Raw genomic sequence first — 23,611 nt, 5'->3', positions numbered from 1 at the left:
TCAATGCCGGAAGGCTTCGGCGAGCCACCACGAGCCGCCGTCGTCGGCGATCTTGGCGTCGACGACGAGCGGCGCGTCCCGTGGCCCGCCGAGCCATTCCGTGACGGCGGCCAGGTCCTCGACCGACCGGACGGTGATTCCGGCGCATCCGAAACCGCGCCCGATCGCCGCGATGTCGGTGTCGGGGAACCGGACCGTCGTCATGTCCGCGTCCCCGAAATGGTGGACCTCGGCGCCGTACGCCGCGTCGTTGTACACGATGACGACGAGCGGGATCCGTAGCCGCACGGCGGTTTCCAGCTCGGAAACGGCCATGTGGAAGCCGCCGTCGCCGATCCCGAGCACCGGCAGCCGATCCGGCCGGGCCAAGGCCGCGCCGATCGCCGTGCCGAAACCGAGCCCGATGCTTTGGAACGCCTGGGTGAAGCAGAAGCCGTTCTCGTCGGGGACGGACAGGTACGCGCTCGGGTAGCCCATGAAGTTGCCGGAGTCGATCGAGACCACGCGTTCGGCGGGCAGGATCTGGTCGAGACGGCGGCTGAGCGTGCGCGGATCGATCCTCCCGTCGCCGGATAGGTCGTTATACGGCACATCGTTCCAGCGTGTACTTTCGAGGTCTTCGCGGCTCCTCCGGTGGCCGCGCTCTTCGAGTTCGGCGTGAACGTCCACGGCCGTGCCGGCGACGTCGCCGACGACGCCCAGGTGGATCGGCCGGTGCGCGCCGAGCGCGGCCTGGTCGACGTCGACCTGGACCAGCCTCGCGTCCGGGCCGAGGAGTGTGCCGTGCCGGGTGGTCCACATGTTCAGCGCGCAGCCCCAGCCGATCACGAGGTCGGCGTCCCTGATGAGTCCCGTTGCCCGGGGCGACGAAAAGCCGCCCGCGATCCCGATCGAGTAGGGATCGTCGTGGAAGAGGCCGTGCGCCACCGCCGATGTCGCCAGCAGCGCGCCGGACAGTTCCGCGAGTGCTTTGAGGGGTGTGGCACTCTCGCGTGCACCGCGACCGGCGATGAACACCGGCCGCCGTGCTTCGACGAGAAGGCCTGCCAGCTTCGCCACCGCCTCGGCGTCCGGCCGGATCGGTGCCGGACCGGGGATCTTCGGGATTCGGACCGCTTCGGGCGCCTCCTGGGCTTGGACGTCGAGCGGCAGATTGAGCAGGACGGTCCGGCGTTGCTGCACCGCCGTCCGGTAGGCGCGGACGGTGTCGGCGACCGCGGTACGCGCGCCATGCACGCGTACCGGAACGGCACCGACTGCCGACGCGAGCGCGTCCTGGTCCACCCGGAAGTTGGAGAGCATGGCGGACGCCGCGGTGTCCCCGGCCAAGACGATCATCGGGGTCCGGCTCTTGGCGGCCTCGGTGATCCCGGTGAGCGCGTTCGTCAGCCCGCAGCCCTGATGGACACTCAGCACCGGCACCCGGCCGCTCATCCGCGCGTACGCGTCGGCCATGCTCGCCGCGCCGCCCTCGTGCCGCGCGGCGGCGAACCGCACCCCGCCGGAACGTAGTCCGTTGGTGGCCTCGAAATTGCCGCTGCCCACCACCCCGAACGCGGCGCCCACCCCGAGTTCCGCCAGCGTGCGGCCGACCAGCTCCGCGACGTTCATGCCCGTTCGACCAGCGCGTACACCCTGGCGGGGCTGCCGGAACCGCCGACGATCGGAAGCGGGCTGACGACGAGAAGCGATCCGGTGGGCGGCAGGCTCGCGAGGTTTCGCAACTGGGTCAGGCCATGCTTTCCGGCGCCCAGAAGGAGTTCGTGGCAAGGGAAGGCCGGTTCGAGTGCCAGCGCCTGCCCCGCGTCGGTGCCCACGGTCTCCACCCCGAACCCGGTGATCGGCGCCTCCTCCGCGAGCCAGCGGGCACACTCCGCCGAGACGCCCGGCGAATGCGGGCCGTTCTCGTCGTTGTTGAGGAAGGCCTCTTGATCATGCGACCGGGCGTCCCAGCCCGTGCGGTAGAGCAGCCAGCCGCCCTCGGGCAACGGCCCGTGCTCGCGCTCCCACTCGCGGATGTCGTCGATGGACAGCAGGTAGTCCGGGTCCTCGGCCGCGCGGGCCGTCGCGTCGAGCACCACGGCCGGGGCGACCAGCGTGCGCAACGGCACCTCGGAGACGTCGTGTCCGTCCTTTCCCGACACCCAGTGCACGGGAACGTCGAGGTGGGTCCCGGTGTGCTCGCCGGTGTGGATGTTGTTCCAATACCAGCGCGGCCCGCGTTCGTCGTAGCGGCTGATCTCCTCCAAGCCGAACGGGATCGTGTTCGCGAACGGCTCCGGCAGCTGGAGGATCGGGGTGCTCGCGCTCAACGGGGCGGTGAGATCGACGACTTCGATCGTGCCCGTGGTGATCGCGGTGTTCAGCTGGGCCAACAACGACATGCGTGCCTCCCGGGTGACTACGGCGTCTTCGGTCACCTTAGGCGGATTTCGGGTTTGATGACATGGTCGAGGTACGACCTTTGTACGCCCGCGCCGCCAGCGACAACCTCGGATCGCTTCGGATTTTGCTTCAGTGTCACCGGCATCGAGACCGCCTACGCGTCGGCTCGGGACGCCGAAATCGAAGAAATCGTTCTGCTCCTTGAGCTTTGAGAGGTTGACATAGGTGCGCGGGGGAAAGCTCTTTTGTCCTGAGCTACCAGCCGAGGAGGCCTTCGCAACCCGCCATCTAAACACACCCGGGTCGACCATCCCAACCCTAAACGGAACGCGAAAACAATTCGAGAGCGCCTTTCACATTCGCTCACGTGTTCGAATACTGGTATTATTGCGGGGTGTCCAGTCAACGCATCCTCGAACCACCACACGAGTTGCGGCGTGCCGGTGCGCGGGAACTCGCGCACGGTGTGGTCGAGCGGTTGTCGGTGGCACGTCAGGCGTTGGCGGAGGTCGGGCAGTTCCTGGTCGAGATCGAGTCCCGCGGTCCGATGGAACTGTTCGGGCATGGTTCGACCGCGGGCTGGTTCGCCGAGACCGCCCGGATCAGCCCCAAAGAAGCCAGCGCCACCGTCGCCCGGGCGCTGGCGTTGAACGAGAGCCGGAATCTGGATGGCACCCCCGCCCCCGCGTCCGCGCCGATCGCCGGGGCCGCGGCCGCGGAGGGCGACCTCGGGCATCAGCAACTCGACCCGATCCTCGCCGTGCTGAAGAAAATCCCGGCCGAGGTGTCGACCGAGGACCGGTCCGGCGCGGAACGGATCCTGGTCAACCTCGCCCGTCACGCCGGGCCCCAGGAGATCACCAACGCCGGCGCCGATCTCCTGGCGCACCTGGATCCCGATGGGAACGAGCCGAAAGACGACGACCTCACACCACCGTCCCGTGAGGTGTCCCTCCGCAAACGCGACGACGGCTGGTGGCGACTCAACGGCCTCCTGGATCCCGAATTCGGAGCCCGCGCGAAGGCGTTGTTCGACACCTGGGGACAACGAAGACCCATCGACGAGGACGGCAACCGCGACCCCCGCACCCCCGGCGAACGCCACGGCGACGCGTTGTTCGACGCGATTCATTACGCCATGACCAACAGCAAGGCCCCCACCCTGTCCGGAGACCGCACCACCGTCGTGGTCACCATCCCTCTGGAGTCTCTGAACTCCGGACTCGGAGCGGCCTGCATCGACGAGGTCACCCAGATCACCGCACGGCACGCGCGGATGCTCGCCTGCGACGCGAAAATCATCCCCGCCGTCCTCGGCACCGACAGCGAACCCCTCGACATCGGCCGCGCCACCCGCACCGTCACCCCCGCACAACGACGCGCCCTCAACCTCCGCGACCACGGTTGCGCCTTCCCCGGCTGCCGGCGCAAACCCGAACACTGCGAAGCCCACCACATACTCCCCTGGGGCCAACTCGGCGACACCGACCTGAACAACCTCTGCCTCCTCTGCCGCTACCACCACCTGGTCATCCACGGCCACTCCGGCTGGAAAGTCCAAATCACCAACAACCGACCCGAATTCATCCCACCCCAATACCTCGACCCACTACAAACCCCACGCCGCAACCACCGCTGAAACCCGAAGAGCCTGCCGCCCACACCGGCGACGGGCCCTTCGGCATGCCCTCGTTCAGTTGAACCAGGTTCCGAACATCGAGCTCTGCGACCGGCCCGCCAGTCGCTTCCCGAGATCGACGGCTTGCGCTTCGGTGAGCAGGCAGATGTAGTCGGTGACGGCCCTGGCGCACCGGGCCGCCTTGTTGTCATCGAAGGTCCCTTTCGCCTCATCGTCACGCTTGATGTCGCGGTAGATCACGCGGAGCTGGATGGGGATCTTCGGGCTGTTCGGCGACTTCTCCAGACACATGAGCAACCGGTCGAAGAGCGAACCGATGATCCTCTTCTGACCTTCCTGCTGGATGGCCAGCGGCGGCCTGTCGATCACGTAGAACCACGTGAGCTCCTTCAGCGCGGCCACCCGGTACTGACACTCTTCATCGACCTCGACGTAGGGGGCTTCGTCCACGAGCCGGACCGCGTCCACGAGCCTGGTGAGATGTTTGCTGGTGATCAGGTTCATTTGAACCCGGTTCTCGCGAGTGTCCCAGCACTGTGACCTGAGGCTTTCACCGAACTCGCCGACGATCGCGTCGATCTGCTCCCGGAAGCGATATTCGTTGAAACCGTTGATCTTCTTCAACCGTCGGCGACCATGCTGGAGTATGCGGTTGTTGTCGATCGCGAGATTGTGCAAGGGGATCAGCCCGGCCCGGAAGTAGTCCTCGAGGTCGTGCGTCGCGTAGCTGATGTCGTCGGCCCAGTCCATCAGTATCGCGTTCGCGGATCTCAACTCACCGTGGCTGAATTCTCTCGCCCACTCGAAGTCCTTCCGTTCGGTCTGATATGCGCCCCATTTCTCGCCGTAGCCACGGTCGATCCACGAAGTCGTGGCCTTGGCCGAATCCCGCGGCTTGAGGCGCGGGTACTTGAGGATCGCGTTCAGCGTCGCCCGAGTCAGGTTGAGGCCCATGTGTTCCTCCTTCCGCCTGGCCAGTTTCGTCACCACCCGGAAGGACTGTGCGTTCCCTTCGAAGCCTTCCAGCCCGGCGACCTGGGCGAGACGCTGGTTCAACACCTCCTCGGCGACGTGACCGAACGGTGGATGGCCGATGTCGTGCACGAGTCCCGCCGTCTCGACGACATCCTCGTTCAAATCCGATCCCGATGGGAACACGCCCGATTGAGCGCGCAGATGCTGCACGAGTCTTCGCCCCATCTGCGCGACCTTCAAGCTGTGCGTGAGCCGGTTGTGCAGCACCAATTGCTCACTGACCGCGGCTACCTGAGTCACTCCGGCCAGCCGCCGAAACGCGGATGAATAGAGCACTCGGTCCCGGTCGCGCTGATACGCGTCCCGGTAGGTTTCCTTCTCCCGCACTTTGTGGCGCCGGGCAGTTCCTTCCGACATGGTCCCCTCCTCGTCGTGACTCAAAGAGCTTCGAAAAGAAGGCGGACCACGACAGAAGGCCGTTAACGAATCCGGCGAAGAGACGGAACCATCGGTATTCTTTCGCGACCGAACCGCAACCCGGTTCAGTCCACTATCACCAGATCCAGCCCCCGCAACCGTTCCCGATCCGCGATGACGTCGATCTCGCTGATCTTCCCGTCCACGAAGGCGAACGCGAGCACCACCGAAGGCCGTCCCTCGTCGGCCATGACGAGACCGATGCCGCCGTTCACCAGCGCGAGCTGAGTGACCGCCGCCCGCACCGAAGCAGCGGCCGCACCACGAGCCACCACATCGGCGCCCCGCAGGAAGATCGGCGCGCGCGAGGGGGCTGCCGCCTTGTCGGCGCGGAGGACGACGTCGGGGTGCAGGAGCTGGGAGGAGCGCGTCGAAGTCGCCGCCGCGGGCCGCGGCCAGGTAGGCGTCGACAACTTGGCGTCGTCGTGCGACGTCCGGTTCCGCCGCGGCGGATCGGCCCTGGACACGGCGCCGGGCGCGGCTCGCGAGTTGCCGGGTGGCGGCCGGGGTGAGGTCGATCAGCGGGGCGATCTCGTCGAACGGCACCGCGAACATGTCGTGCAGGACGAACGCGAGCCGTTCGGCGGGCGCGAGCGTGTCCAGGACGACCAGCATCGCCAGCCCGACCGAGTCGGCGAGCACCGCGTCGGCGGCGGGATCGGCCGAGGAGTCGGCCGGCTCGGTGAGTTGGTCGTCGAGCGGTTCTTCCCGGCGATGGTCGCGCGAGCGCAGCACGTTCAGGCACACCCGCGCCACCACCGTGGTCAGCCAGCCGCCGAGGTTCTCGATCTCCCCCGCGTCGGTGCGGTCGAGCCGCAGCCAGGTCTCCTGGACGGCGTCTTCGACCTCACTGAGCGAACCCAGCATCCGGTACGCCACCGCACGCAGCCTGGTCCGGTGCTCCTCGAAACGCTCAGTCAGCCGATCCACGGCTCATGTCTAACAGCCGCCGAGATCGTCGGCGAACCGCACACCCGAGGACCGGTACGACGCGGCCCGTTCGGCGGCGGCCTGCGGCGTCAGGACCTCGTTCTTCGCGTAGTAGACCCAGTCCACCTGTTCGAGGTAGGTGCTCGTGCCGCCGCTGTGCTGCGTGAGGTCGATGAACCACTGGTTGAAGTTCAGGGACATGTTCTGCCGCGGATACACGTCGAACGGCCCGCTCCGGTCATGGTCGGCCACCAGGGCGCCGTCGATGTAGTACCGCACATGGCCGTCGGACACGGTCGCCGCGACGGAATGCCAGCCGTCGATGCTGCGGCGCTGGCTGTCGCTCTTGTTCTCGGCGTACCACGGATCCGGCGTGTACGTATGCCAGCTGGTCTGGAAGTTCACCGGCCCCGCCTCGCCCCATCCGCCGTTGGGCAGGTACTCCGAGAAGTCCAGCTCGCTGTAGATCGGGTCGTTGTCGTAGCGGAGCGGGCTGATGGTGAAGAACGTCTGGTTGATCCGGTCACCGTCCGGACCGGACACCGGAGCGTCGGAGAAGCGAATCCGGGCGGCGTAGGTCCCCTCGAAGAACCGCCGGGCGGGTTGCATGATCTCGGTTTGCGTCGTGCCCGCGGGCGTGCCGTCGGTGGTGGAGGCGAGTTGCAGCACCTTGTCCCCGTCGGACGTCGGGAAGGTGATGCCCTCCGGAGCCCAGCGCGCACCGCCGACGCCGGGGCCGCCGGCGCCGGATCGCACCTGCCAGCCGTGCTGGGCGAGGAGTCCGTCGGTGTGCGAGCCGTAGTGGAAATCGTCGAACAGCGCTCCGCAAGCGGCCGCTCCGGCCGCGGCACCCGGCGCCACCGCCAGCGCAGCAACCGACAACGCCGCGACGGCGGCGACGCGAAACTTCCCTGAGGTCGACATCGTCGTCTCCTTTACCACTGGTCAGTTTCTTCCACCGTCTCCCCGCGAAGTGGTAAAGTCAATAGGTCTAGACAACTTGTCCACCAGCCAATTCACCCCGACCACTGGGTAGGCTGTGGTCATGCGGCGAACAGAGGTCAAGGACCGGCTACGCCAGCTCATCGAGCGGCGGCAGCCGGGCGAGGTCCTGCCTTCGGAACGCGCGCTGAGCAGTGAAATCGGCGTCTCGCGCCCGACTCTGCGGGCCGCGATAGACGAGCTGGAGCGCGACGGTCTCGTGGTGCGCGAACACGGCCGCGGCACCTTCACCGCGCCGCGCAAGATCTCCCAGGACCTCGTTCCCGCCACCGGCGGCGAGCAGTTCGCCCCGCCAGCGGAGGGGCACTGGACCAGCCGGGTGATCGAGTTCGCCACCACGCCGGCGGGCGCCCGGCTCGGCAAGCGGCTCGAGGTGTCTCCCGGGCACACGCTGGTCGCGGTCACCCGCGTGCGCGTGGTCGAAGACGCGCCGATGGCGATCGAACGGATCCTGGTCCCCCGCGACCTGGTGCCGGACATCACGGCCGCGGGCTTCGAGTCCGGTTCCTTCTACGAACTGCTCCGCACGCGGTACGAGGTCCTTCCCGCGACGGCCGTGCAGGTCATCGAGCCGACCGTCACCGACGCCGACGAATCCGGCCTGCTCGGCGTCCCGCAGCACTCGCCCGCGCTGCTGTTCGAACGCACCACCCGCGACGCGAGCGGCCGCGTGATCGAGTACACCCGCTCGATCTACCGGGGCGACCGTTACCGGATCACCTCGCATCTGAAGTTCGACCACACCTCCGGCTGACTCCGGCGCGCCGGGACCGTCCATCCGGGAGTCCGTGCGAGACTCCCGGGCGATGTACACCCCGTCCGATCTCGCCGACCTGCTCGAATGCGAGCACCGCAGCCTCCTGAACCAGGCGCTGGCCGCCGGCCTCCCGGGAGCGCCGCGGCCGGGTTCCGGACCGGACCAGCTGGCGGTCACGCACGGGCGCGCGCACGAGGCCGCGACGCTGGACAAGCTGCGCGGCGAACGGAGCGCCGTCGTCGAGATCGACGAACGCGACCCGGTCGCCGCCGCGAAGGCCACCGAAGAGGCGCTACGGGCCGGCGCACCGGTGATCTACCAGGCGGTCTTCCACGACGGTGAGTTCTCCGGCCGCGCCGACTTCCTGATGCGGGACGACGAAGGCCGTTACGAGGTCTACGACACGAAGCTGGCCAGACACGCGAAGCCCGCCGCGGTCGTCCAGCTGACCGCGTACGCCGACGCGCTGCGCCGGGCGGGCTGGCCCGCGGGTCCGCGGATGCATCTGCTGCTGGGCGATCACAGCACGCGGTCGTTCCGCGTCGACGACTTCCTCCCGCTGGTGGACCGGCTCCGCGCCCGGCTGGAGAACCGGCCGCCGACGCTGCCAGTCCCGCTGTGGGCCGACGAGCGGCCCGCGTGCGGCGGCTGCTCCTACGCCGCGCACTGCGCGAGCGCCCGCGAGGCCGATCGCGATCTTTCGCTGGTCGCGGGGATGCGTGGCGACCAGCGGCGCAAACTCGTCGCCGCGGGCCTCGGCACCATCGACGCGCTCGCGGCCGCCGCGCCCGAAGACCGGCCGCGCGACATCTCGGCGACGTCGTTCACCACGTTGCGTGCCCAGGCCGCGATCCAGGTCCGGCAGGACGACACCGGGCAGATCGCCTACGAGGTCATCGATCCGGACGCGCTGGCCGAGCTCCCGCCGCCCGCCCCTGGCGACGTCTTCTTCGACATGGAAGGCGACCCGTACGCCCTGGCCGGCGAAGGGCTCGAATACCTCTTCGGCGCCGTAACCGCCGAAGACGGCACGAAGTTCACGCCGTTCTGGGCGCACAACCGGGCGCAGGAGAAACGGGCCTTCGAGGAGTTCGTCGACTTCGCCACCGCGAGGCTCGCCGAGCATCCCGGCTCGCACGTCTACCACTACGCCCCGTACGAGGTCACCGCGATCAAGCGGCTCGCCGCCGTGCACGGGACCCGCGAGGACGCCGTCGACCATCTGCTGCGCAGCGGCGGCCTGGTGGACCTGTATTCCGTGGTGCGCAAGGCACTCCGGGTCTCGCAGCGGTCGTACTCGATCAAGTACCTCGAACCGCTCTACATGCCGGAAGCCCGCGACGGCGACGTCAAGACGGCGGTTTCGAGCATCGAGGCCTACGAGGAGTACTTGACGCTCACCGCCTCCGGCGAGACCGAGCACGCGGACGAAGTGCTGCGCGGGATCAGCGACTACAACGAATACGATTGCGTCTCGACGCTGCGGCTCTTCGAGTTCCTGCACAAGGTCCGTGCGGAGGAAGGGATCCCGCTCGCCGAGCCGCCCGAAGAGTCCGATGTGGACGCTCTGCTCCGGCAGACCGAGGAGGATGTCGCCGCCCAGAAACGCGCCGAACGCGCGGCGCAGCTGGCCGCGCTGGTCGATCCGCTGCTGGACGGGCTTCCCGACGATCCGGCCGAGTTCACCGGCGAGGATCGCGCCCGCGCGCTGCTGGCCGCGTCCGTCGGCTACCACCGCCGCGAGACGAATCCGGCGTGGTGGGAGTACTTCCGCCAGCTGGCCGCCCCGCTCGGCGATCTGGAGACCGACAACGCCTGCACCGTCCCGGTCTCGCTGGAGGCCGGGGAATGGGTGCCGCCGTCGGGCCGGGTCCGCAAGGCGAAACGCTCGCTGATGCTCCGCTGCGACCCGGACCGGCCGCATCCCTTCGCCCCCGGCGACGACGTCCGCCTGCGGTATGGAGCGGCCGCACGGGACGCGAAGGTCGTCTCGGCGACCGCCGTCGAGCTGACCCTGGAAGAAAGCTGCCCGCCCGACGAGACCACCGCCGACCGGCCGGTGGCGGTGCTGCCGGGGAGCCCGGTCCGCCCCTCGCCCAAGGACGACGCGGTCGCGGATCTCGCGCGCCTCGTCGTCGACACGCTGCCGGTGCTGCCCGCCCATCCCGGCGTCGATCTCCTCCGGCGTACGACGCCGCGGCTGCGCGACGGCCGGAGCCTGCCCGAAGCCGGGTCGGATCTGGTGAGCACGGTGATCGAGGCCGTCGAGGCGCTCGACGGCTCCACGCTCGCCGTCCAGGGCCCGCCCGGCGCGGGCAAGACGTACCTCGCGGGCAGGCTCATCGCGAAACTCGTGCGCGCGGGCAAGACGATCGCCGTCACCTCGACCAGCCACAAGGCCGTGGAGAACGTGCTGTCCGCCGCGCTCAAGAACGCGCCCGATCTGCCGTGCGCCAAACGCGCCAAACGGACCCCGGATCCGGCGGCGCCCTGGGAGCAGCCGAAGACCAATCCCGCCCTGGTGAAATGGCGCGAGGAGCACGACACCGGCCATCTGGTCGGCGGGACGGCCTGGACGTTCGCGAACGCCGCGATCCGGGAAGAGCCGTTCGACCTGCTGATCATCGACGAGGCGGGCCAGTTCGCCCTCGCCGACGCGCTCGCGGTGTCGATGTGCGCCAGGAATCTCCTGCTGCTGGGCGATCCGCAGCAGCTGCCGCAGGTCGTGCAGGGAACGCATCCCGCGGGCGCCGAAGCCTCCGCGCTCGGGCATCTGATCGGCGAGGCGGACATCATCCCGGCCGAGCTCGGGTACTTCCTCGACGAGACCCGCCGGATGCATCCGGCCGTCTGCGCGCCGGTGTCGCGACTGTCCTACGCGGGCCGCCTGCACTCGCATCCCTCGGCCGCCGAGCGGGCGATCGACGGGGTCGAGGCGGGCCTGTACCTCGCCGAGGTCGACCACCACGGCAACACGACGCGGTCGGTCGAAGAGGCCGAGGCGGTCACCGCCCTCGTCGCCGAACTCCACGGTCGCGCCTGGACCGACCACGGCGAGCCCAGGCCGCTCGGCGATGAGGACATCCTGGTCGTGGCGCCGTACAACCTGCAGGCCAGGGTCGTGGCCCGCGCGCTGGACGAGGCCGGGCACCCCGGCGTCCGGGTGGGCACCGTGGACCGGTTCCAGGGCCAGGAGGCGCCGGTGGTGATCACCACGATGACCTCGTCCTCGGCGGTCGATCTGCCGCGTGGCCTGGACTTCCTGCTCTCCCGCAACCGGCTGAACGTGGCGCTCTCGCGGGCGCAGGCGCTCGCGATCGTGGTCTGCTCGCCGCGGCTGGTCGAGGCCGACATCCGCACGGTCGACCAGATGCGGCTGGTTTCGGGCATGCTCGGGTTGATGACCGAAGCCGTGCCGTGGCACGCAGGACGGAGTGGACGATGACCGAGAACAACCCGGACAAGGAAATCCTCGACGCCGAGATCGTCGAAGAGTCCCCGACCGCGCCCGTCGAAGTCCCTGAGCCGGATTACAGCGAGGGCGGCGTGCCCTCGTTCGACCACGTGCGGGACCGCATCGAACAGCGCTACACGACGTCGCTGGGCTCGACCGAGCTCGCCGGGCTCGGCGGCAAGGAAGACGTCGCGTCGCTGGACAAGAAGATCGCCGACCGCGACAAGGCCGCCAAGGACAAGCTGGCCGAGATCCGCCGCGCGATGCGGGAGCAGTGAGCTAACCCCAATGCGGTGAACCGGCCTTCACCGCGATGGCCCGCGCCTTCCGATGGTGCTCGGCGGCCGCTTCCCTCCGGCCGAGGGCGGTGGCCAGCTCGCCGAGGTAGTACGCGACCGGGCGGAGGGTGAGCATCCCGCTCCCGGCCCCGGCGATCTCTCCTTCGGCGGGCAGGAGCTCGGCGTAGAGACGTTCCATCGTCGTCCGGTCTCCGAGTCCGATCGCGACGACGGCGTGCAGACAGGTACGGCCCTCGAACAGCAGATCCCGTGGCGAATCCGGGATCGGGAGCACCGGGCGGCACCAGCTTTCGTAAGCGCCGTAGTCGTCCTCCAGCGCTTCGGGCGGCAGACCACGCTGGAGCCGGTCGCAGTACAGGGCGAGCGCGAGGATCCCGTTGTCCACACCGGACATGGCCGTTCCCGCGAGCCCCGCCGCCGCGGCCCGGTAGGCGGCTTCCCCGCCGGGGCCGGTCATCGCGGTCCGCATCGCGTGATACCACCGGGTGAACACGCCGACGAGCGGAAGGCCGTAGCGGTCGCCGAGTTCGTCCGCCGCCGCGGCATGCCGGTCCACTGCGGCGAAATCCGCGAGCGCGCTCTTCGCCTGCAGGAGCACGAGGTGCCCGAGCACCTCGAACGTCACGAGCCCGTGCCGCGCGGCGAGGTCGACCAGTTCGGCGCCGATCCCGGCCCGCTGGGGGGCGAGACCGGCGCGGTCGAAGGATTGCAGGAACCGGGCGTTGAGCGCGAACGCCAGCAAAGCGGGATCTTCCAGCCTCCGAGCGATCGTTTCGGCTTCCCGGGCCGCCTCACGCGCTCGCCGGCCGCCCGCGTTCCGCATCTCGACGGCGAGGGTGGCCAGCAGGCGGCACCGTTCGGCCCGGTGTTCGGCGGGCAAAGCGGCGAGGGTGCGCTCGACGGTTTTCGCGATCCGCGAAGCGAGTTCCCGGTCGTCGCTTTCGGTCCAGCTCGCCGGAATGTCGAAGGCACCGATCACCCGTGCGGTCAGCAGGGGGTCGTCCAGCTTTTCCGCCAGTTCCAACGCTTCGGCGCGATGCTTCCGTGACCGGTCGAGCCCACCGGCCACGGCCGAAGCCCGGGCCTTGCCCATGATCAGCTCCAGCCGCTTCGCCGTGTCGGAGGCGCCGGAGCGGTCGTACGCGGTGAGCGCGGCGTCCCAGAGACGCGCCGCTTCCGTTGACGCGAAACGACTTTCGGCCCGTTCGGCGGCGGCCTGCGCGTACCGCGCGGCACGGTCGTCGTGCTCCTCCGACAGGAGGAAATGGTGTGCCAGGGCGTCGACGTCGTCCGGGCGGAGATGTTCCAGCGCCTCGGCGATCTCACCGTGCTCGCGGGCCCGCCGCGAACGGGAGAGATCGTGGTAGAGCGTGTCCCGCACGAGCGCGTGCGCGAACCGGAACCGGCGCGGCGCCCGCTCGGTCAGGAACCCCCGCCGGACCGCGGTCTCGGCGGCGTCGAGCGCGGTTTCCCCCACCAGGGCTTCGAGAACGTCCAGATCGACGTCCATCCCGAGCACCGCCGCCCGCCGCACCACGCCGCCGACGTCGTCCGGCAGCGCGTCCACCCGATGGCGGACGACGTCGCGGACGCCCGGCGGCACCGCGGCCAAGGCTCCCACGCCTTCGGCCGCGAGGAGGCGGGCGAGTTCACGGACGAAGAACGCGTTCCCGCCGGTGCGCCGATGGAGCACCGCGGCGGTTTCCGGATCGATCTCTTCTCCGGTCGTGGCCCGGACCAGTCCGGCGACTTCGGTCCGGGGCAGGCCGCCGAGATAGATCCGCGCCGGCTCGTGGCGAGCGGCCCTGGCGAGGAAGTCGGTCAGCCGGGCAGGCGGATCGGTCCCGCGATAGGTCGCGATGATCGACACCGGCTCGGCCAGCACCGAGGTCAGCAGCGCCAAGGTCTCTTCGCCCGCCCAATGCAGGTCGTCGAGGACGAGCAGAAGCGGCGCGGCACCGGAAAGATGAGCCGCGACGGCGCGATGCCAGCGCCAGCGCGCGGCCAGTGGGTCTTCGGTCCCCGGCTCCGCCGTCGGCGCCGGGCGGTACCCGGCGTCGGCGAGCGTGGCCAGGATCCGGGTCCAGGCGTAGGCGGGCGGCGCGCCCTCGTCGTCGGGATCGCTTCCCCAGGCCGTCGTCCAGCCCCGCGCGGCCAGACGGGCCGAGAACGCTTCGGCGAGCGCTGTCTTCCCCACCCCGGCGTCGCCGGAGACGAGCACCAGCCGCGACCGCGTCACGGCTTCTTCGAGCTCGGCCAGCTCCGCGTCGCGCCCGATCAGTGGCCGCTCGGCCGGCTTGGGCGCGGACGGCTCCAGGCTGGGAGCTTGCGCCAGGATGCTGGCCTCCAGGTCCCGCAGGCCCGCGCTCGGATCGATACCGAGTTCGTCGGCGAGGTGTTCGCGCGTCGTGCGCAACACGGCCAGCGCGTCACCCTGCCTCCCGGATCGGTAAAGCGCGAGCGCCAGCAGCCGGGAACCGTTTTCCCGCAACGGATGCTCGCGGACCAGCGGTTCCAGCTCCGGGATCGCCTCGGCGGCGCGCCCGAGCGCGAGGAGCGCTTCGGCACGGAGTTCTCCTGCCAGTGACCGGAGTTCGGTCAAGCGGGAGACTTCGCCGACGGCCCAGCCCTCCTCGGCGAATTCGGCGTACGCGGGACCACGCCAGAGTCCGAGCGCGGTGTCCACTTGCGACAGTGCCGCGTCCGGCCGGTGGGCGTCGAGCAGTTCACGAGCCGCGGCGACGGCGGCCTCGAAGTCCCACGCGTCGACGGAATCGGCGCGCAGCGCGTAGCCGCGGGCGACCGTGACGAGCAGCCGCGCGGGCTCGCGGGGCGCGCGATCCGGCTCGAGGGCCCGGCGCAAGGCCCCGACGAACGTCTGCACGGCGCCGACCGCGCCCTCCGGAGGGCGTTCCCACAGGTCGTCGACCAGGCGTTCCACCGGCACGACCCGGCCGCGGGCGATCAGCAGCCTGGCCAGCACCGCGCGATGCCGCGGGCCCTTGAGCCCGGCTTCGCCCCGCGCGTCCTCGGCCACGAGCGGGCCGAGCACTCCGAACCGCATCGTCACCTCCTCGCTTCACGGACGGTGATCATCGTGCCCCGGCCGCTCGGTCGTCGCTGACCGGGTGCTGATTCGGGCCGGGAACGCTGGCGGTCAGCACCGAACGACCAGGAAGGTACCCATGCGCATCACCGGATTCGACTACCAGCGTGTACCCGTCGCGGACGACGTGGCCCTCAACGTCGCCGTGGCCGGGTCGGGCAGCCCGATCGTGCTGCTGCACGGTTTCCCCGAGACCCACCTCATGTGGCGGCACGTCGCGGCGGATCTGGCGGCCGATCACACCGTCCTCTGCCCTGACCTGCGAGGATACGGCGAAAGCGACAAGCCCGCCGACACCGGCGAGACCTACTCGAAGCGGTTGATGGCGGCCGACGTCGTCGCCGTCGCGAAGGCCTTCGGTCACGACCGGTTCGCCCTCGCCGGGCACGACCGCGGCGCGCTGGTGGCGCTGCGCGCGGGCCTCGACCACCCGGACAAGGTGAGCCATCTCGCGATCCTCGACGTGCTGCCGACGCTGGACATGTGGGACGTCCTGCACGGCACCACCGCCGCGGTCGGCTTCCACCTCTACCTGATGGCCCAGCCGCCCGGACTGCCCGAACAGCTGATCGGCGCCGCGCCCGACGCGTTCTTCGGGAACTTCCTCGACGCGTGGACGCAGCGCGGCGACGCGATCCCCGCCGACGTCCGGGCCGCGTACCTGACGGCGTCACGGAACGCGGTGACCTCGATCGTCGCCGACTACCGCGCGTCGGCGGGCATCGACGTCGAGCACGACCAGGCGGACCGCGCGGCGGGCAACCGGCTCACGATGCCGCTCACCGTGCTCCAGCAGGACTGGGGCGCCGCGCTGGGCTACGACGCCGTCGCGCTCTGGCAGGCGTGGGCGACGGACCTGGACCACCGGACGGTCACGGCGGGGCACTTCATGGCCGAGGAATCACCGGTGGAGGTGGTGAAGGCGCTGCGAGACCTGCTGACGCGCTAGGCAACCGCAACCGCCATCCGACGTAGTCACGTGCGATCCGTGCCAGCCTGGTGGTCGTGGCGGCCTTGTAGTTCCAGAGCCCTGCGACGTACACGGCGAACGCGGTGACGTCCTCTTCCGCGGCCTCCCGCCAGCGTGTGTTCGCTGCCGCCCAGGCCTCGGCGTCCGCTACCGGATGGCCCGCTCCGATCAGGCGAAGCACCATGAAGGCGGGATCGACCCAGGCCGCGCCTTGGGCGGGCCATCCCCAATCGACGACGCGGACGTCACCGGTCCCGGAGATGAGGAACTGGTCGGCGTGAAGATCGGTATGGAGCAGGGAGTCCCCGGCAGTGAGCGCCGGGGCCCTCTGCTCCCACGCCGTCAACTCGTCGATGTCCCAAGCACCGACGATCTCCGGCCGTTCCCGGGCGAGCCTGGGCCACCACGCCGACTTCCAGCGCTGTTCCAGCGGTTTGAGGCCGGGCGCCGCGATCTCGCCGATCCTGTCGAGCGTGTCCGCGACTCGTCTGAGGTCCAGCGAGCCCGGCCGGAGCGACGCTCGCCGGCCGGGCACGTATTCGAATCCGACGACCAGCCAGTCGTCGATGTCGGCGGCGAAGTGCACGGTCGGAGCGATCCCGGCCGCGAGTGTGCCGAGTTCGGCCTCGTTCCGAAGCCAACGCATCGCAGGCGATACCCCCTCCACCCCCTTGACGAACAAAGGCGTCCCTTTGTCGCGATGGACGACCGCGGCGAAATTACTGCTTTGACCGACCTCGATCTCCCCGACCCTGCCTACAACACCGGCATGCTTCAGAATGGCTCGCCTGACGGGTTCCGGGAGCTCGCCCCAGCCGTACCGCTTCACTCGATCGTCCCGTCCTGGCGCTACTTGCCGTTTGTGTCGGTGTTCTCGTTGCCGTCCTTGCCCGACGCCCGGCAACCATCGTCGCCGTCGCTGCACTTGACCTTGGAAGTCAACCAAAGGTCCGTGTCGACCGCGAAACCGAGAGCGCGAACAGCCTCGGTGGTCCGGGCGATCAGATCTTCCGGATCGGCCGGACCTTCGCCGTCGTCGTTGGGGACGTGGTGGATGAACCGGCCCGCCACCCGTTCGCAGAAGGACGCGTAATCACGGGTGTAGAGGAGGAAGATGTGCCACCCGATGTCCACCGGCTCCGAGGGGACGAGCGGCGCGCGGCGATCTTCGCCGCAAGCACGCAGAAACGCCAGCGTTTGGTCCATGATGCGCGCTGCGAACTCATGCGGCACGTCGTGCTCCTTGGCGATGCGGTTCACGAGCCGCCCGAACAGCTCGCCGGGGACGAGGCTACGGCCCGCAAGATCCTCAACGACGATTGCCCTGCCCACTCCTCTTCGGTTCTGTGGTCATTGCCGAGTCCGGTCGAGACAGGCTGCCGCATATCGTGGGCCCGGTCGGCCGCCCGACCGGCAACTCCACCTGGGTGGCCCGCCAAGTGGCCATGTCGTTTTAAGGCGAGGTCGGACGACCGGTCAGAACTTGGGCTTCGGCATGGACTTGCTCGGCGCCACCGTGGCGATCCGCCCTTGCGTCTCCATCGGTGCCCGAGCGTTCGGGTAACCGGCGTAGTAGCCAGGCACGACCCGACCCACCATCAGCTCTTCGAAGGGGACGAACTCCACGTCGGCCGACTTGAGCCGCTCCAGCGTCGGGCTATCGACTCGTTCCGCGGCAAGCGCCACGGCGAGGTTCTGCTCGGCCGCCGCCCAGGACGACGAGCCGAGGTAGAGGAGCTTCACCGGCACGGCCAACGCGGCCAGGCACCAAGGGCCGACTCGCCACGCCAGGACGGCGATGAGGAAGACCAGCGGCAAGAAAAGTCCGATGCGCAGTGAGCCTTCGGCGTTCTGCCGGTCGTATTCACCGTAGAGCTGGTCTTCTTTCCCCAGCAGCCTGGGTCCGACGTAGTCCAGATCTTCCTTGGCCGATTCGACGTAGACGTCGAGCCGCACGACCGTTCCGAGGAGATGCCACCGATGGAGGTAGTCGTCCATGGCCCGGCGCCGGTGTTCGTCACTCCGGGCACCGGCGATGATCTCCGGCGGTTCTTGCCCCACCCGGCGGGCGAACTCCTGAAGACCCCGGATGTGGGTCAGCACCTTGTCACGGAAGTCCTCGTCCGTGAGGAACCGGTCGGACAGCTTGTTGACCACGGCATCGCGCAGGGCGCGCAGGATCCGGCGCCTGCCGCGGTATTTCGGCTCCAGCCAGGCGACGCTCCGGAGTCTCGGCGCGCGGAACAGCGGGGTCACGACGGTGTCCAGCCAGTGCATGACGGCGAGGGACATGGTGCCGAGCAGGTAGGCGGCGAAAGTGGCGGCCGCGAATACCGCGGCCTTTCCCGCCCAGGTGCCCAGGTCCAGCAGGTCCCGGTAGACACCGGACGCCTGACCCGGTGGAGGCAGGCCAGGCCGCAGGGCGAGCCAGAGGCCGAGGAGCCAGACGTATCCCGCGGCGAGCGGTGCCCGGAGCTCCCGCAGCCCGGGGAGAAGACTCGACAGCATGGCCCTCCGCCCGCCGACGACCGGTCGCACCAGGCGTCGTCTTCCGGACGCTCGCCGTTACAGAACCCCCGATGTGAGCCGAACGGCCCAACCCTCACCTCCCACCGGCGGTAATCGGCCGCCATTCGGGTTTGACCGTCACTCGAACGGGTATCGGGAGGCGCACGCCGAACGAGGGGCCCGACATGACACCCACTGCCAAACGCGCGCACACCGTCGCCCGCGATCTTCTCTCGCTCACCAGATCAGGTGAAGCCGACCGGCTCGCCACCGCGCTGGTGTCCACCGCTTCGTCCACCCGGCGCGCACCGGCGCTCGGCGACGTCGTCGGACGGCTGGTCGACACATTCTCCTTGGCGGCCAAGGATCGCCGCCGATCGCTGAGGATCGGTGAACCGTTCACCCTGCGCCTGCGGGATCACGCGGGCAGGACGGTCCGGCCGGACCGGCTCGATCCCGGCGTGGCCGCGATCGTCCGCGCCATCGCCGCCAGCGTCCGCGACGACCGGGACACCTGCGCCGACCAGATCGGCGAGGCCTGCGAGAACGCCGACCTCGACCAGCGGATCGGGGTTCTCGCGCATTGCCTGGTCTGGACGTCGGATTTCCTCAGCACCGACACCACCGCCTATCCCCCGGTGCTGTCCTGCTTCAAGATGGCGCCCACTCATCAGTGTCCACAGTAGACATTGCGCGGTTCGGATGACTTCCGGCCCGTCGTGTGGACATCCCTCACCCGGAACGGCAAGCTGGACCACCGCGCACGAAGTCCCAGTCCCCGATGACGGGCGCACCTTGGCGACCAGTTCCCCTGAACCAGGAGTGCAGACTTGGACGAGGTAGCGCCATCGACGGTCCCCGCGGATTCCCGTGCCGCGGCAACGGCGGGACGGCTGCCCAACCCGGACAGCCGAGTGGTCCGGGCGGCCGTGGCCGGTGATCCGGATGCCATCCGCGAGTTGAGCCGTTTCCTTTGCCCGCACGTGTTCCGCTACTGCGCGAGCAGGCTCGGGAGCGGCGGAACGGGCGCTTGCGACGCACAGGACTGCGCACAGGAGGTACTGCAGGCCGTCCTGATCGCCTTGCCCCGCTACCGGTACCGCCCGGACCGGTTCCTCGCGTTCGTCCTCGGGATCGCCGGGCACAAGGTGGCCGATCTGCACCGGCGCCGCTCCCGCGAACCGGTCACCTCCGTCCCGGAGATCGGCGACGGGCTGCCGCTCTGGGCCCGCCGCGACCCGGACGAGATCGAGCGCCTGGAACACCGGCTGCAGGCCGGCGGCCTGCTGGCGAAAGTGCCGATGCCGCACCGGCAGGTGCTCGCGCTCCGATTCGTGTTCGGGCTTTCGGCCGAAGAGACGGCCGAACGGCTCGGCCTGCCGAGCGCGGGAGCGGTCCGCGCGGCCCAGTTCCGCGCGCTGGCGCGGCTTCGGACGCTCCTCACCGAGCGGAACACCCGGTACGCGAGTGATGTCCCGATCATCGGACCGGTCGCCGAACCGGAGCTCGTCCCGGTATAGAACCGTCCACTTCGGACGATCGTCTTCTTGTACGCGCCTTGTACGGGGATCCACCATCCTGTCCCCCTATTCGGGGAACCCACTGGAGGACAGAGATGAAGATCCGATCGAGGATCGCCAGAGGCGCGATGGGCACGATCGCCCTGGCCGGGGCGATCATGCTCGGCGGCGCGGGTGAGGCGCTCGCGGCGACGGGCACGGTGAACACCGACTCCGGGGCGGCGGTGACCGTGCGGTCGAGCCCGAGCACCACCGCGAGTTCGGTCGGCACCGTCGCGAGCGGCACCGCCGTCACGATCGACTGCCAGACGAACGGCTCGACGGTGACCGGGAAGTACGGCACCACCGACATCTGGGACTACGTGCCGTCGAAGGGCGGCTACATCAGCGACGCCTACGTCTACACCGGTTCGGACGGCCGCGTCGCTCCGGACTGCGCGGGCAGCACGCTCTCCTGCTCCACCGCCGGCACCGGCAACCCGCGGACCTGCGCCGAAGCCATCGCGTGGGCGAAGGCGCACGTGCACACCCACAACGACCCCGACTACTACCGCTGGTGCGACCGGATCAACGCGTGGGCCTATGGCTGGAGCGCGAGCGGCTCGGAAACGGCCTACGTCCACTGGACGCAGATCCCCGGCTCGTTCAAGCACCCCGGCGACACCCAGGTCCCCGCCGGCGGGCTCGCCTTCTTCAGCAACGGTGGGACCGGCCACGCGATGTTCTCCATCGGCGGCGGCAAGTTCCTGTCGAACGACATCCACGGCCCCGGCAGCTTCACCGAGACCACGATCGCCGAGATCAAGAACACCTGGGGCTACACCTACCTCGGCTGGTCGCAGCCCTGGTTCAAGATCAACCACTGACCGCGCGAGTGGCCTCGAAACGCTGCCGGACGAAGGGGTCCGCGTCCGGCGGCGTTTCCTCCGCCCGCCAGGAGAAACTCTCGCGGGTCAGCTCGGAGAAGATCCACCGGCGCCGGACGCCGTCGGTGTCGGCCTCGATCTCGAAGCCGTCTTCCGTCCGCTTGCCGAGGAACGGGATCACCCAGCCGTTGCCGGGGCCGAGCCAGGTCGACCGGAACGCGCCGATCTTCTCGTCGTAGAAGCGCAGGCTCATTCCCCACTCGCCGTCCACCCCGTCGCCCCGGCTCGGCCGGGCGGGGCTGATCCACACGTCGGCCAGCGCGCGGCCGTCGAGCGCCCAGCCGAAATGCCATTCCCCGTCGACGGTCCGGACGGTCCCGTCCTCGGCGTAGTTGTGCACCACGAGGTCCCAGCTGCCGATCAGCGGCTCGAACACGGCCAGCCGCCCGGCGAGTTCGGGACGCGGCCCCGGGGCGGTGAAGACGGCGGCGATCCGTTCCATGACGTCCATCCGGCCAGGATGACCATTTGACAGTATGCTGTCAAATATGACCGATCTCGTCCACGACTACCGGCTGCTGATCGCCGACGTCTACGAACTGGCGGGACTGAGCCGCCGGATCAGCGAGCGGGAGGCCGCCGGACAGGGCACGACGGTCGCCCGCTGGCACGTGCTCAGCACGGTGTCCGAAGAACCGCTCGCCGTCCCCGCCATCGCGCGACGGCTCGGCCAGGTCCGCCAGGCCGTGCAACGCGTCGCGGACGACCTCGCCGAGGCGGGCCAGCTTCGCGCGGAGCCGAATCCGGCACATCGCCGGTCGCCCCTATATGCCATCACGCCCGAGGGCACGCGGCTGCTGGAGCGGCTGTGGGACGCGAGCGGATCCCGGCGGCGCGACCTGCTCGCCGGCAGCGGTGTCACCCCCGATGAGCTGCGGCAAGCCCGCGACACCCTGCGCAGGTTGTCAACCGCGCTCAGCTCGTGAAACCGCCCTTTCGTCGCATCGTGATAAAAAGCGGCCACGGATGCGGGTTAGAGTTGACGGATGGGCACCGAAGCTCTCGCTACTCCCGCACCCCGGGAGCAGCGTGTGCTCATGCAGGCGATGCTCACCCGGCTGCCCGAGTTCAGTGACCGTCTGGCCCGGCTCCTCAGCGACGAAGACGAGTTCTATCACCAGGTGGACAGCACCGCGCCGGACGAGTTGCGCAAGGTCTGCCGGGCCAATCTCGAACGGGCGCTGACCGCGCTCGTCGAAGGCCGCGGGCTTCCGCTCGACGCGGCCCGCAAGACCGGCCTGGCGCAGGCCAGGCAGGGTATCCCGCTGCCGTCCGTGCTCCGCGCGTTCCGGATCGGCGGGATCTTCGTCTACGAGCGCCTGCTGGAACTGGCGGGCCCCGGCTTCATCAACCCCGCCCGCACGGTGGAGATCAACTCCAACGTGTGGAAGACCATCGACCTCTACTCCGACGCGCTGACCACCGCGTACAGCGAGGTCGCCGCCGAACTCTCCCAGGAGAAGCTCGCCCTGCTGGACGGCCTGCTGCACGGCCGGTTCGCCACCCAGAGCGAACTCGAGAACGCCGCCAAGGAACTCGACCTCCCGGCGGCGGGCACGTTCGTCGCCGTCGTGACCGAGTCCGTCGACCCGGACGAACGCCCCGGCGTCGAGGCCCTGCTGCGAGCACGCCGCTGGAAGTCGGCCTGGCGGCCCGGCGCCGAGGTCGGCCTGGTCGTGATCGACCGCGTCGAGGACGTCCGGCGGCTGCGCGACGTACTGGGCACCCTGCCGCTGGCAGTGGGGATGAGCAGGCCGTTCAACGGATTCCTCGAGGTGCCGGACGCGGTCCACCGGGCCCGGATCGCCCGCCGCTCGCTGACCACCGGCGCCGCCGGTGTCGCCGTCTTCGGCGACTCCCCGGTCACCACGCTGGTCGCGAGCGCGCCGGAGATGTCGCGGGACGTCCTGCGCTCGGTGCTCACCGGGGTCCTGGTGCTGCCCAAGGCGGAGCGGCAGGTCCTGCTCGACACGCTGGTCGCGTGGTTCGCCGGGCACGGCTCGGCCAAGGAGGCCGCGGACCGGCTGATCGTCCACCCGAACACGGTCCGGTACCGGCTGCGCCGCGTGCAGGAACTGACCAGACGCGACCTGTCCGACCCGGTCGACGTCGGCGAACTCTATGTCGCGCTGGAGGCGGTCCGGCTGGCGGACGCCTAGCCCCTTCTTTCCGGCGCCATGTCGGCGTCGATGATCCTCGCCAGGTCCAGCAGCGTGTGCCCGAGACCGGGCCGCGCGGTGAGCCGCACCGCGAGGGTCCGGCCGCGCGCGGTCGTGGCGACCGGCAGGGTCACCTCGGGGTTCGCCGATCTCGTCCACTGTGGACGTCTTCCGGCCGCGGACAGGACGATGTCGGGATGCGGGGACCGCCGCCCGGGGCGCCACCGTGATCTCCTGGCGTCGAGATCACGGATCACGTTGCCGTGCAACGAAAGCAGCGCGGCGACGTCGGCGACGGCATCGCGGAGCTCGACGTCGGTGATCGAATCCGAGTAGGCGCCGATGTCCAGCGCGCGGGGATCGTTCGGGTCCTGCGGCACAAAGTTCCTTTCCACGCACCGGAAGTCGTCCGATGGTGGTCCCGCTCACGTTGTTCCCGGGAACAAACATGTTTGGCTGCCTGGGCCGAATGGCGGCGCGCGTACCGCCTTCCGGTCGCACGCG

The 23,611-nt window shown here is 69.5% G+C and carries 19 protein-coding genes and 2 pseudogenes; 10 read left to right on the top strand and 11 right to left on the bottom strand.

Going from position 1 to position 23,611, the window contains the following annotated elements; all coding sequences use genetic code 11:
• Positions 1–1,611 carry a thiamine pyrophosphate-binding protein gene (locus CVV72_RS03700; RefSeq protein WP_219151037.1) on the bottom strand — a complete coding sequence of 537 codons (1,611 nt, stop codon included), beginning with the start codon at positions 1,609–1,611 and terminating at the stop codon, positions 1–3.
• On the bottom strand, positions 1,608–2,384 hold the full coding sequence (locus tag CVV72_RS03695; protein WP_219151036.1) for a cyclase family protein: 777 nt from the start codon (positions 2,382–2,384) through the stop codon (positions 1,608–1,610). The genes CVV72_RS03700 and CVV72_RS03695 overlap by 4 nt, the downstream gene beginning before the upstream one ends.
• A gap of 395 nt (positions 2,385–2,779) precedes the next feature.
• Here CVV72_RS03695 and CVV72_RS03690 point away from each other — a divergent pair, with 395 nt between their 5' ends.
• A complete protein-coding gene (locus CVV72_RS03690) occupies positions 2,780–4,024 on the top strand; it encodes an HNH endonuclease signature motif containing protein (protein ID WP_219151035.1) in 1,245 nt (414 codons plus the stop codon).
• Between the two features lie 54 nt (positions 4,025–4,078).
• Here the strand turns inward: CVV72_RS03690 and CVV72_RS03685 are convergent.
• The 3 genes and pseudogenes from CVV72_RS03685 to CVV72_RS03675 all read right to left on the bottom strand — a co-directional run.
• A pseudogene (locus CVV72_RS03685) lies at positions 4,079–5,305 on the bottom strand (deoxyguanosinetriphosphate triphosphohydrolase family protein); the annotation flags it as partial.
• 236 nt (positions 5,306–5,541) lie between these two features.
• Positions 5,542–6,406 (bottom strand): annotated as a pseudogene (locus CVV72_RS03680) (sigma-70 family RNA polymerase sigma factor).
• Between the two features lie 9 nt (positions 6,407–6,415).
• Complete coding sequence (locus tag CVV72_RS03675; RefSeq protein ID WP_219151033.1) at positions 6,416–7,330, bottom strand: glycoside hydrolase family 16 protein; 915 nt, start codon at positions 7,328–7,330, stop codon at positions 6,416–6,418.
• A 121-nt stretch (positions 7,331–7,451) separates the two neighbouring features.
• Between CVV72_RS03675 and CVV72_RS03670 the strand changes: the two genes are divergently transcribed.
• From CVV72_RS03670 to CVV72_RS03660, 3 genes are read left to right on the top strand one after another with little or no spacing between them, the layout of a single operon-like run.
• Positions 7,452–8,162: a GntR family transcriptional regulator gene (locus CVV72_RS03670; protein ID WP_219151032.1), complete on the top strand. Its 711-nt coding sequence runs from the start codon at positions 7,452–7,454 to the stop codon at positions 8,160–8,162.
• Positions 8,163–8,214: 52 nt separating this feature from the next.
• A complete protein-coding gene (locus CVV72_RS03665) occupies positions 8,215–11,610 on the top strand; it encodes a TM0106 family RecB-like putative nuclease (RefSeq protein WP_219151031.1) in 3,396 nt (1,131 codons plus the stop codon).
• The gene (locus tag CVV72_RS03660; protein ID WP_034323652.1) at positions 11,607–11,897 is read left to right on the top strand and encodes a hypothetical protein; all 291 of its coding nucleotides are present in this window, start codon (positions 11,607–11,609) and stop codon (positions 11,895–11,897) included. The genes CVV72_RS03665 and CVV72_RS03660 overlap by 4 nt, the downstream gene beginning before the upstream one ends.
• A gap of 1 nt (position 11,898) precedes the next feature.
• Here CVV72_RS03660 and CVV72_RS03655 read toward each other — a convergent pair whose 3' ends face one another.
• On the bottom strand, positions 11,899–14,982 hold the full coding sequence (locus CVV72_RS03655) for a BTAD domain-containing putative transcriptional regulator (protein ID WP_219151030.1): 3,084 nt from the start codon (positions 14,980–14,982) through the stop codon (positions 11,899–11,901).
• A 121-nt stretch (positions 14,983–15,103) separates the two neighbouring features.
• On the opposite strand from CVV72_RS03655, the gene CVV72_RS03650 reads away from it, so the two are divergent.
• Positions 15,104–15,973: an alpha/beta fold hydrolase gene (locus CVV72_RS03650; RefSeq protein WP_219151029.1), complete on the top strand. Its 870-nt coding sequence runs from the start codon at positions 15,104–15,106 to the stop codon at positions 15,971–15,973.
• Here CVV72_RS03650 and CVV72_RS03645 read toward each other — a convergent pair.
• The 3 genes from CVV72_RS03645 to CVV72_RS03635 form a co-directional block, all read right to left on the bottom strand.
• On the bottom strand, positions 15,912–16,640 hold the full coding sequence (locus CVV72_RS03645; protein WP_255632494.1) for a hypothetical protein: 729 nt from the start codon (positions 16,638–16,640) through the stop codon (positions 15,912–15,914). The genes CVV72_RS03650 and CVV72_RS03645 overlap by 62 nt on opposite strands.
• Positions 16,641–16,843: 203 nt before the next feature.
• Positions 16,844–17,326: a hypothetical protein gene (locus CVV72_RS03640; RefSeq protein WP_219151027.1), complete on the bottom strand. Its 483-nt coding sequence runs from the start codon at positions 17,324–17,326 to the stop codon at positions 16,844–16,846.
• Between the two features lie 144 nt (positions 17,327–17,470).
• The gene (locus CVV72_RS03635) at positions 17,471–18,502 is read right to left on the bottom strand and encodes a hypothetical protein (RefSeq protein WP_219151026.1); all 1,032 of its coding nucleotides are present in this window, start codon (positions 18,500–18,502) and stop codon (positions 17,471–17,473) included.
• Positions 18,503–18,687: 185 nt separating this feature from the next.
• Between CVV72_RS03635 and CVV72_RS03630 the strand changes: the two genes are divergently transcribed.
• The 3 genes from CVV72_RS03630 to CVV72_RS03620 all read left to right on the top strand — a co-directional run bounded on the left by CVV72_RS03630 (position 18,688) and on the right by CVV72_RS03620 (position 20,888).
• Entirely contained in the window at positions 18,688–19,188 is a 501-nt protein-coding gene (locus tag CVV72_RS03630) for a hypothetical protein (RefSeq protein ID WP_219151025.1), read from the top strand.
• A gap of 144 nt (positions 19,189–19,332) precedes the next feature.
• On the top strand, positions 19,333–20,022 hold the full coding sequence (locus tag CVV72_RS03625) for a sigma-70 family RNA polymerase sigma factor (RefSeq protein WP_219151024.1): 690 nt from the start codon (positions 19,333–19,335) through the stop codon (positions 20,020–20,022).
• A 95-nt stretch (positions 20,023–20,117) separates the two neighbouring features.
• Positions 20,118–20,888 carry a hypothetical protein gene (locus tag CVV72_RS03620; protein ID WP_219151023.1) on the top strand — a complete coding sequence of 257 codons (771 nt, stop codon included), beginning with the start codon at positions 20,118–20,120 and terminating at the stop codon, positions 20,886–20,888.
• Here CVV72_RS03620 and CVV72_RS03615 read toward each other — a convergent pair.
• Positions 20,878–21,399, bottom strand: coding sequence for a hypothetical protein (locus tag CVV72_RS03615; protein ID WP_219151022.1), 522 nt, complete (start codon positions 21,397–21,399; stop codon positions 20,878–20,880). The two genes, CVV72_RS03620 and CVV72_RS03615, sit on opposite strands and share 11 nt — an antisense overlap.
• A 37-nt stretch (positions 21,400–21,436) precedes the next feature.
• Here CVV72_RS03615 and CVV72_RS03610 point away from each other — a divergent pair, with 37 nt between their 5' ends.
• Together CVV72_RS03610 and CVV72_RS03605 are read left to right on the top strand one after the other, a co-directional pair.
• On the top strand, positions 21,437–21,874 hold the full coding sequence (locus tag CVV72_RS03610; RefSeq protein WP_219151021.1) for a MarR family winged helix-turn-helix transcriptional regulator: 438 nt from the start codon (positions 21,437–21,439) through the stop codon (positions 21,872–21,874).
• 60 nt (positions 21,875–21,934) lie between these two features.
• Complete coding sequence (locus tag CVV72_RS03605) at positions 21,935–23,107, top strand: CdaR family transcriptional regulator (RefSeq protein WP_219151020.1); 1,173 nt, start codon at positions 21,935–21,937, stop codon at positions 23,105–23,107.
• On the opposite strand, the gene CVV72_RS03600 is transcribed toward CVV72_RS03605, so the two are convergent.
• Positions 23,104–23,487 (bottom strand): hypothetical protein, encoded by a 384-nt coding sequence (locus tag CVV72_RS03600; protein WP_219151019.1) that lies wholly within the window; start codon positions 23,485–23,487, stop codon positions 23,104–23,106. The two genes, CVV72_RS03605 and CVV72_RS03600, sit on opposite strands and share 4 nt — an antisense overlap.
• Positions 23,488–23,611 lie beyond the last annotated feature (124 nt).

The organism is Amycolatopsis sp. TNS106 (assembly GCF_019330265.1).
Taxonomy (GTDB): Bacteria; Actinomycetota; Actinomycetes; order Mycobacteriales; family Pseudonocardiaceae; genus Amycolatopsis; species Amycolatopsis lurida.
The sequence above is the reverse complement of the archived record's forward strand: the minus strand, read 5'-3'. Positions and strand labels throughout refer to the sequence as shown.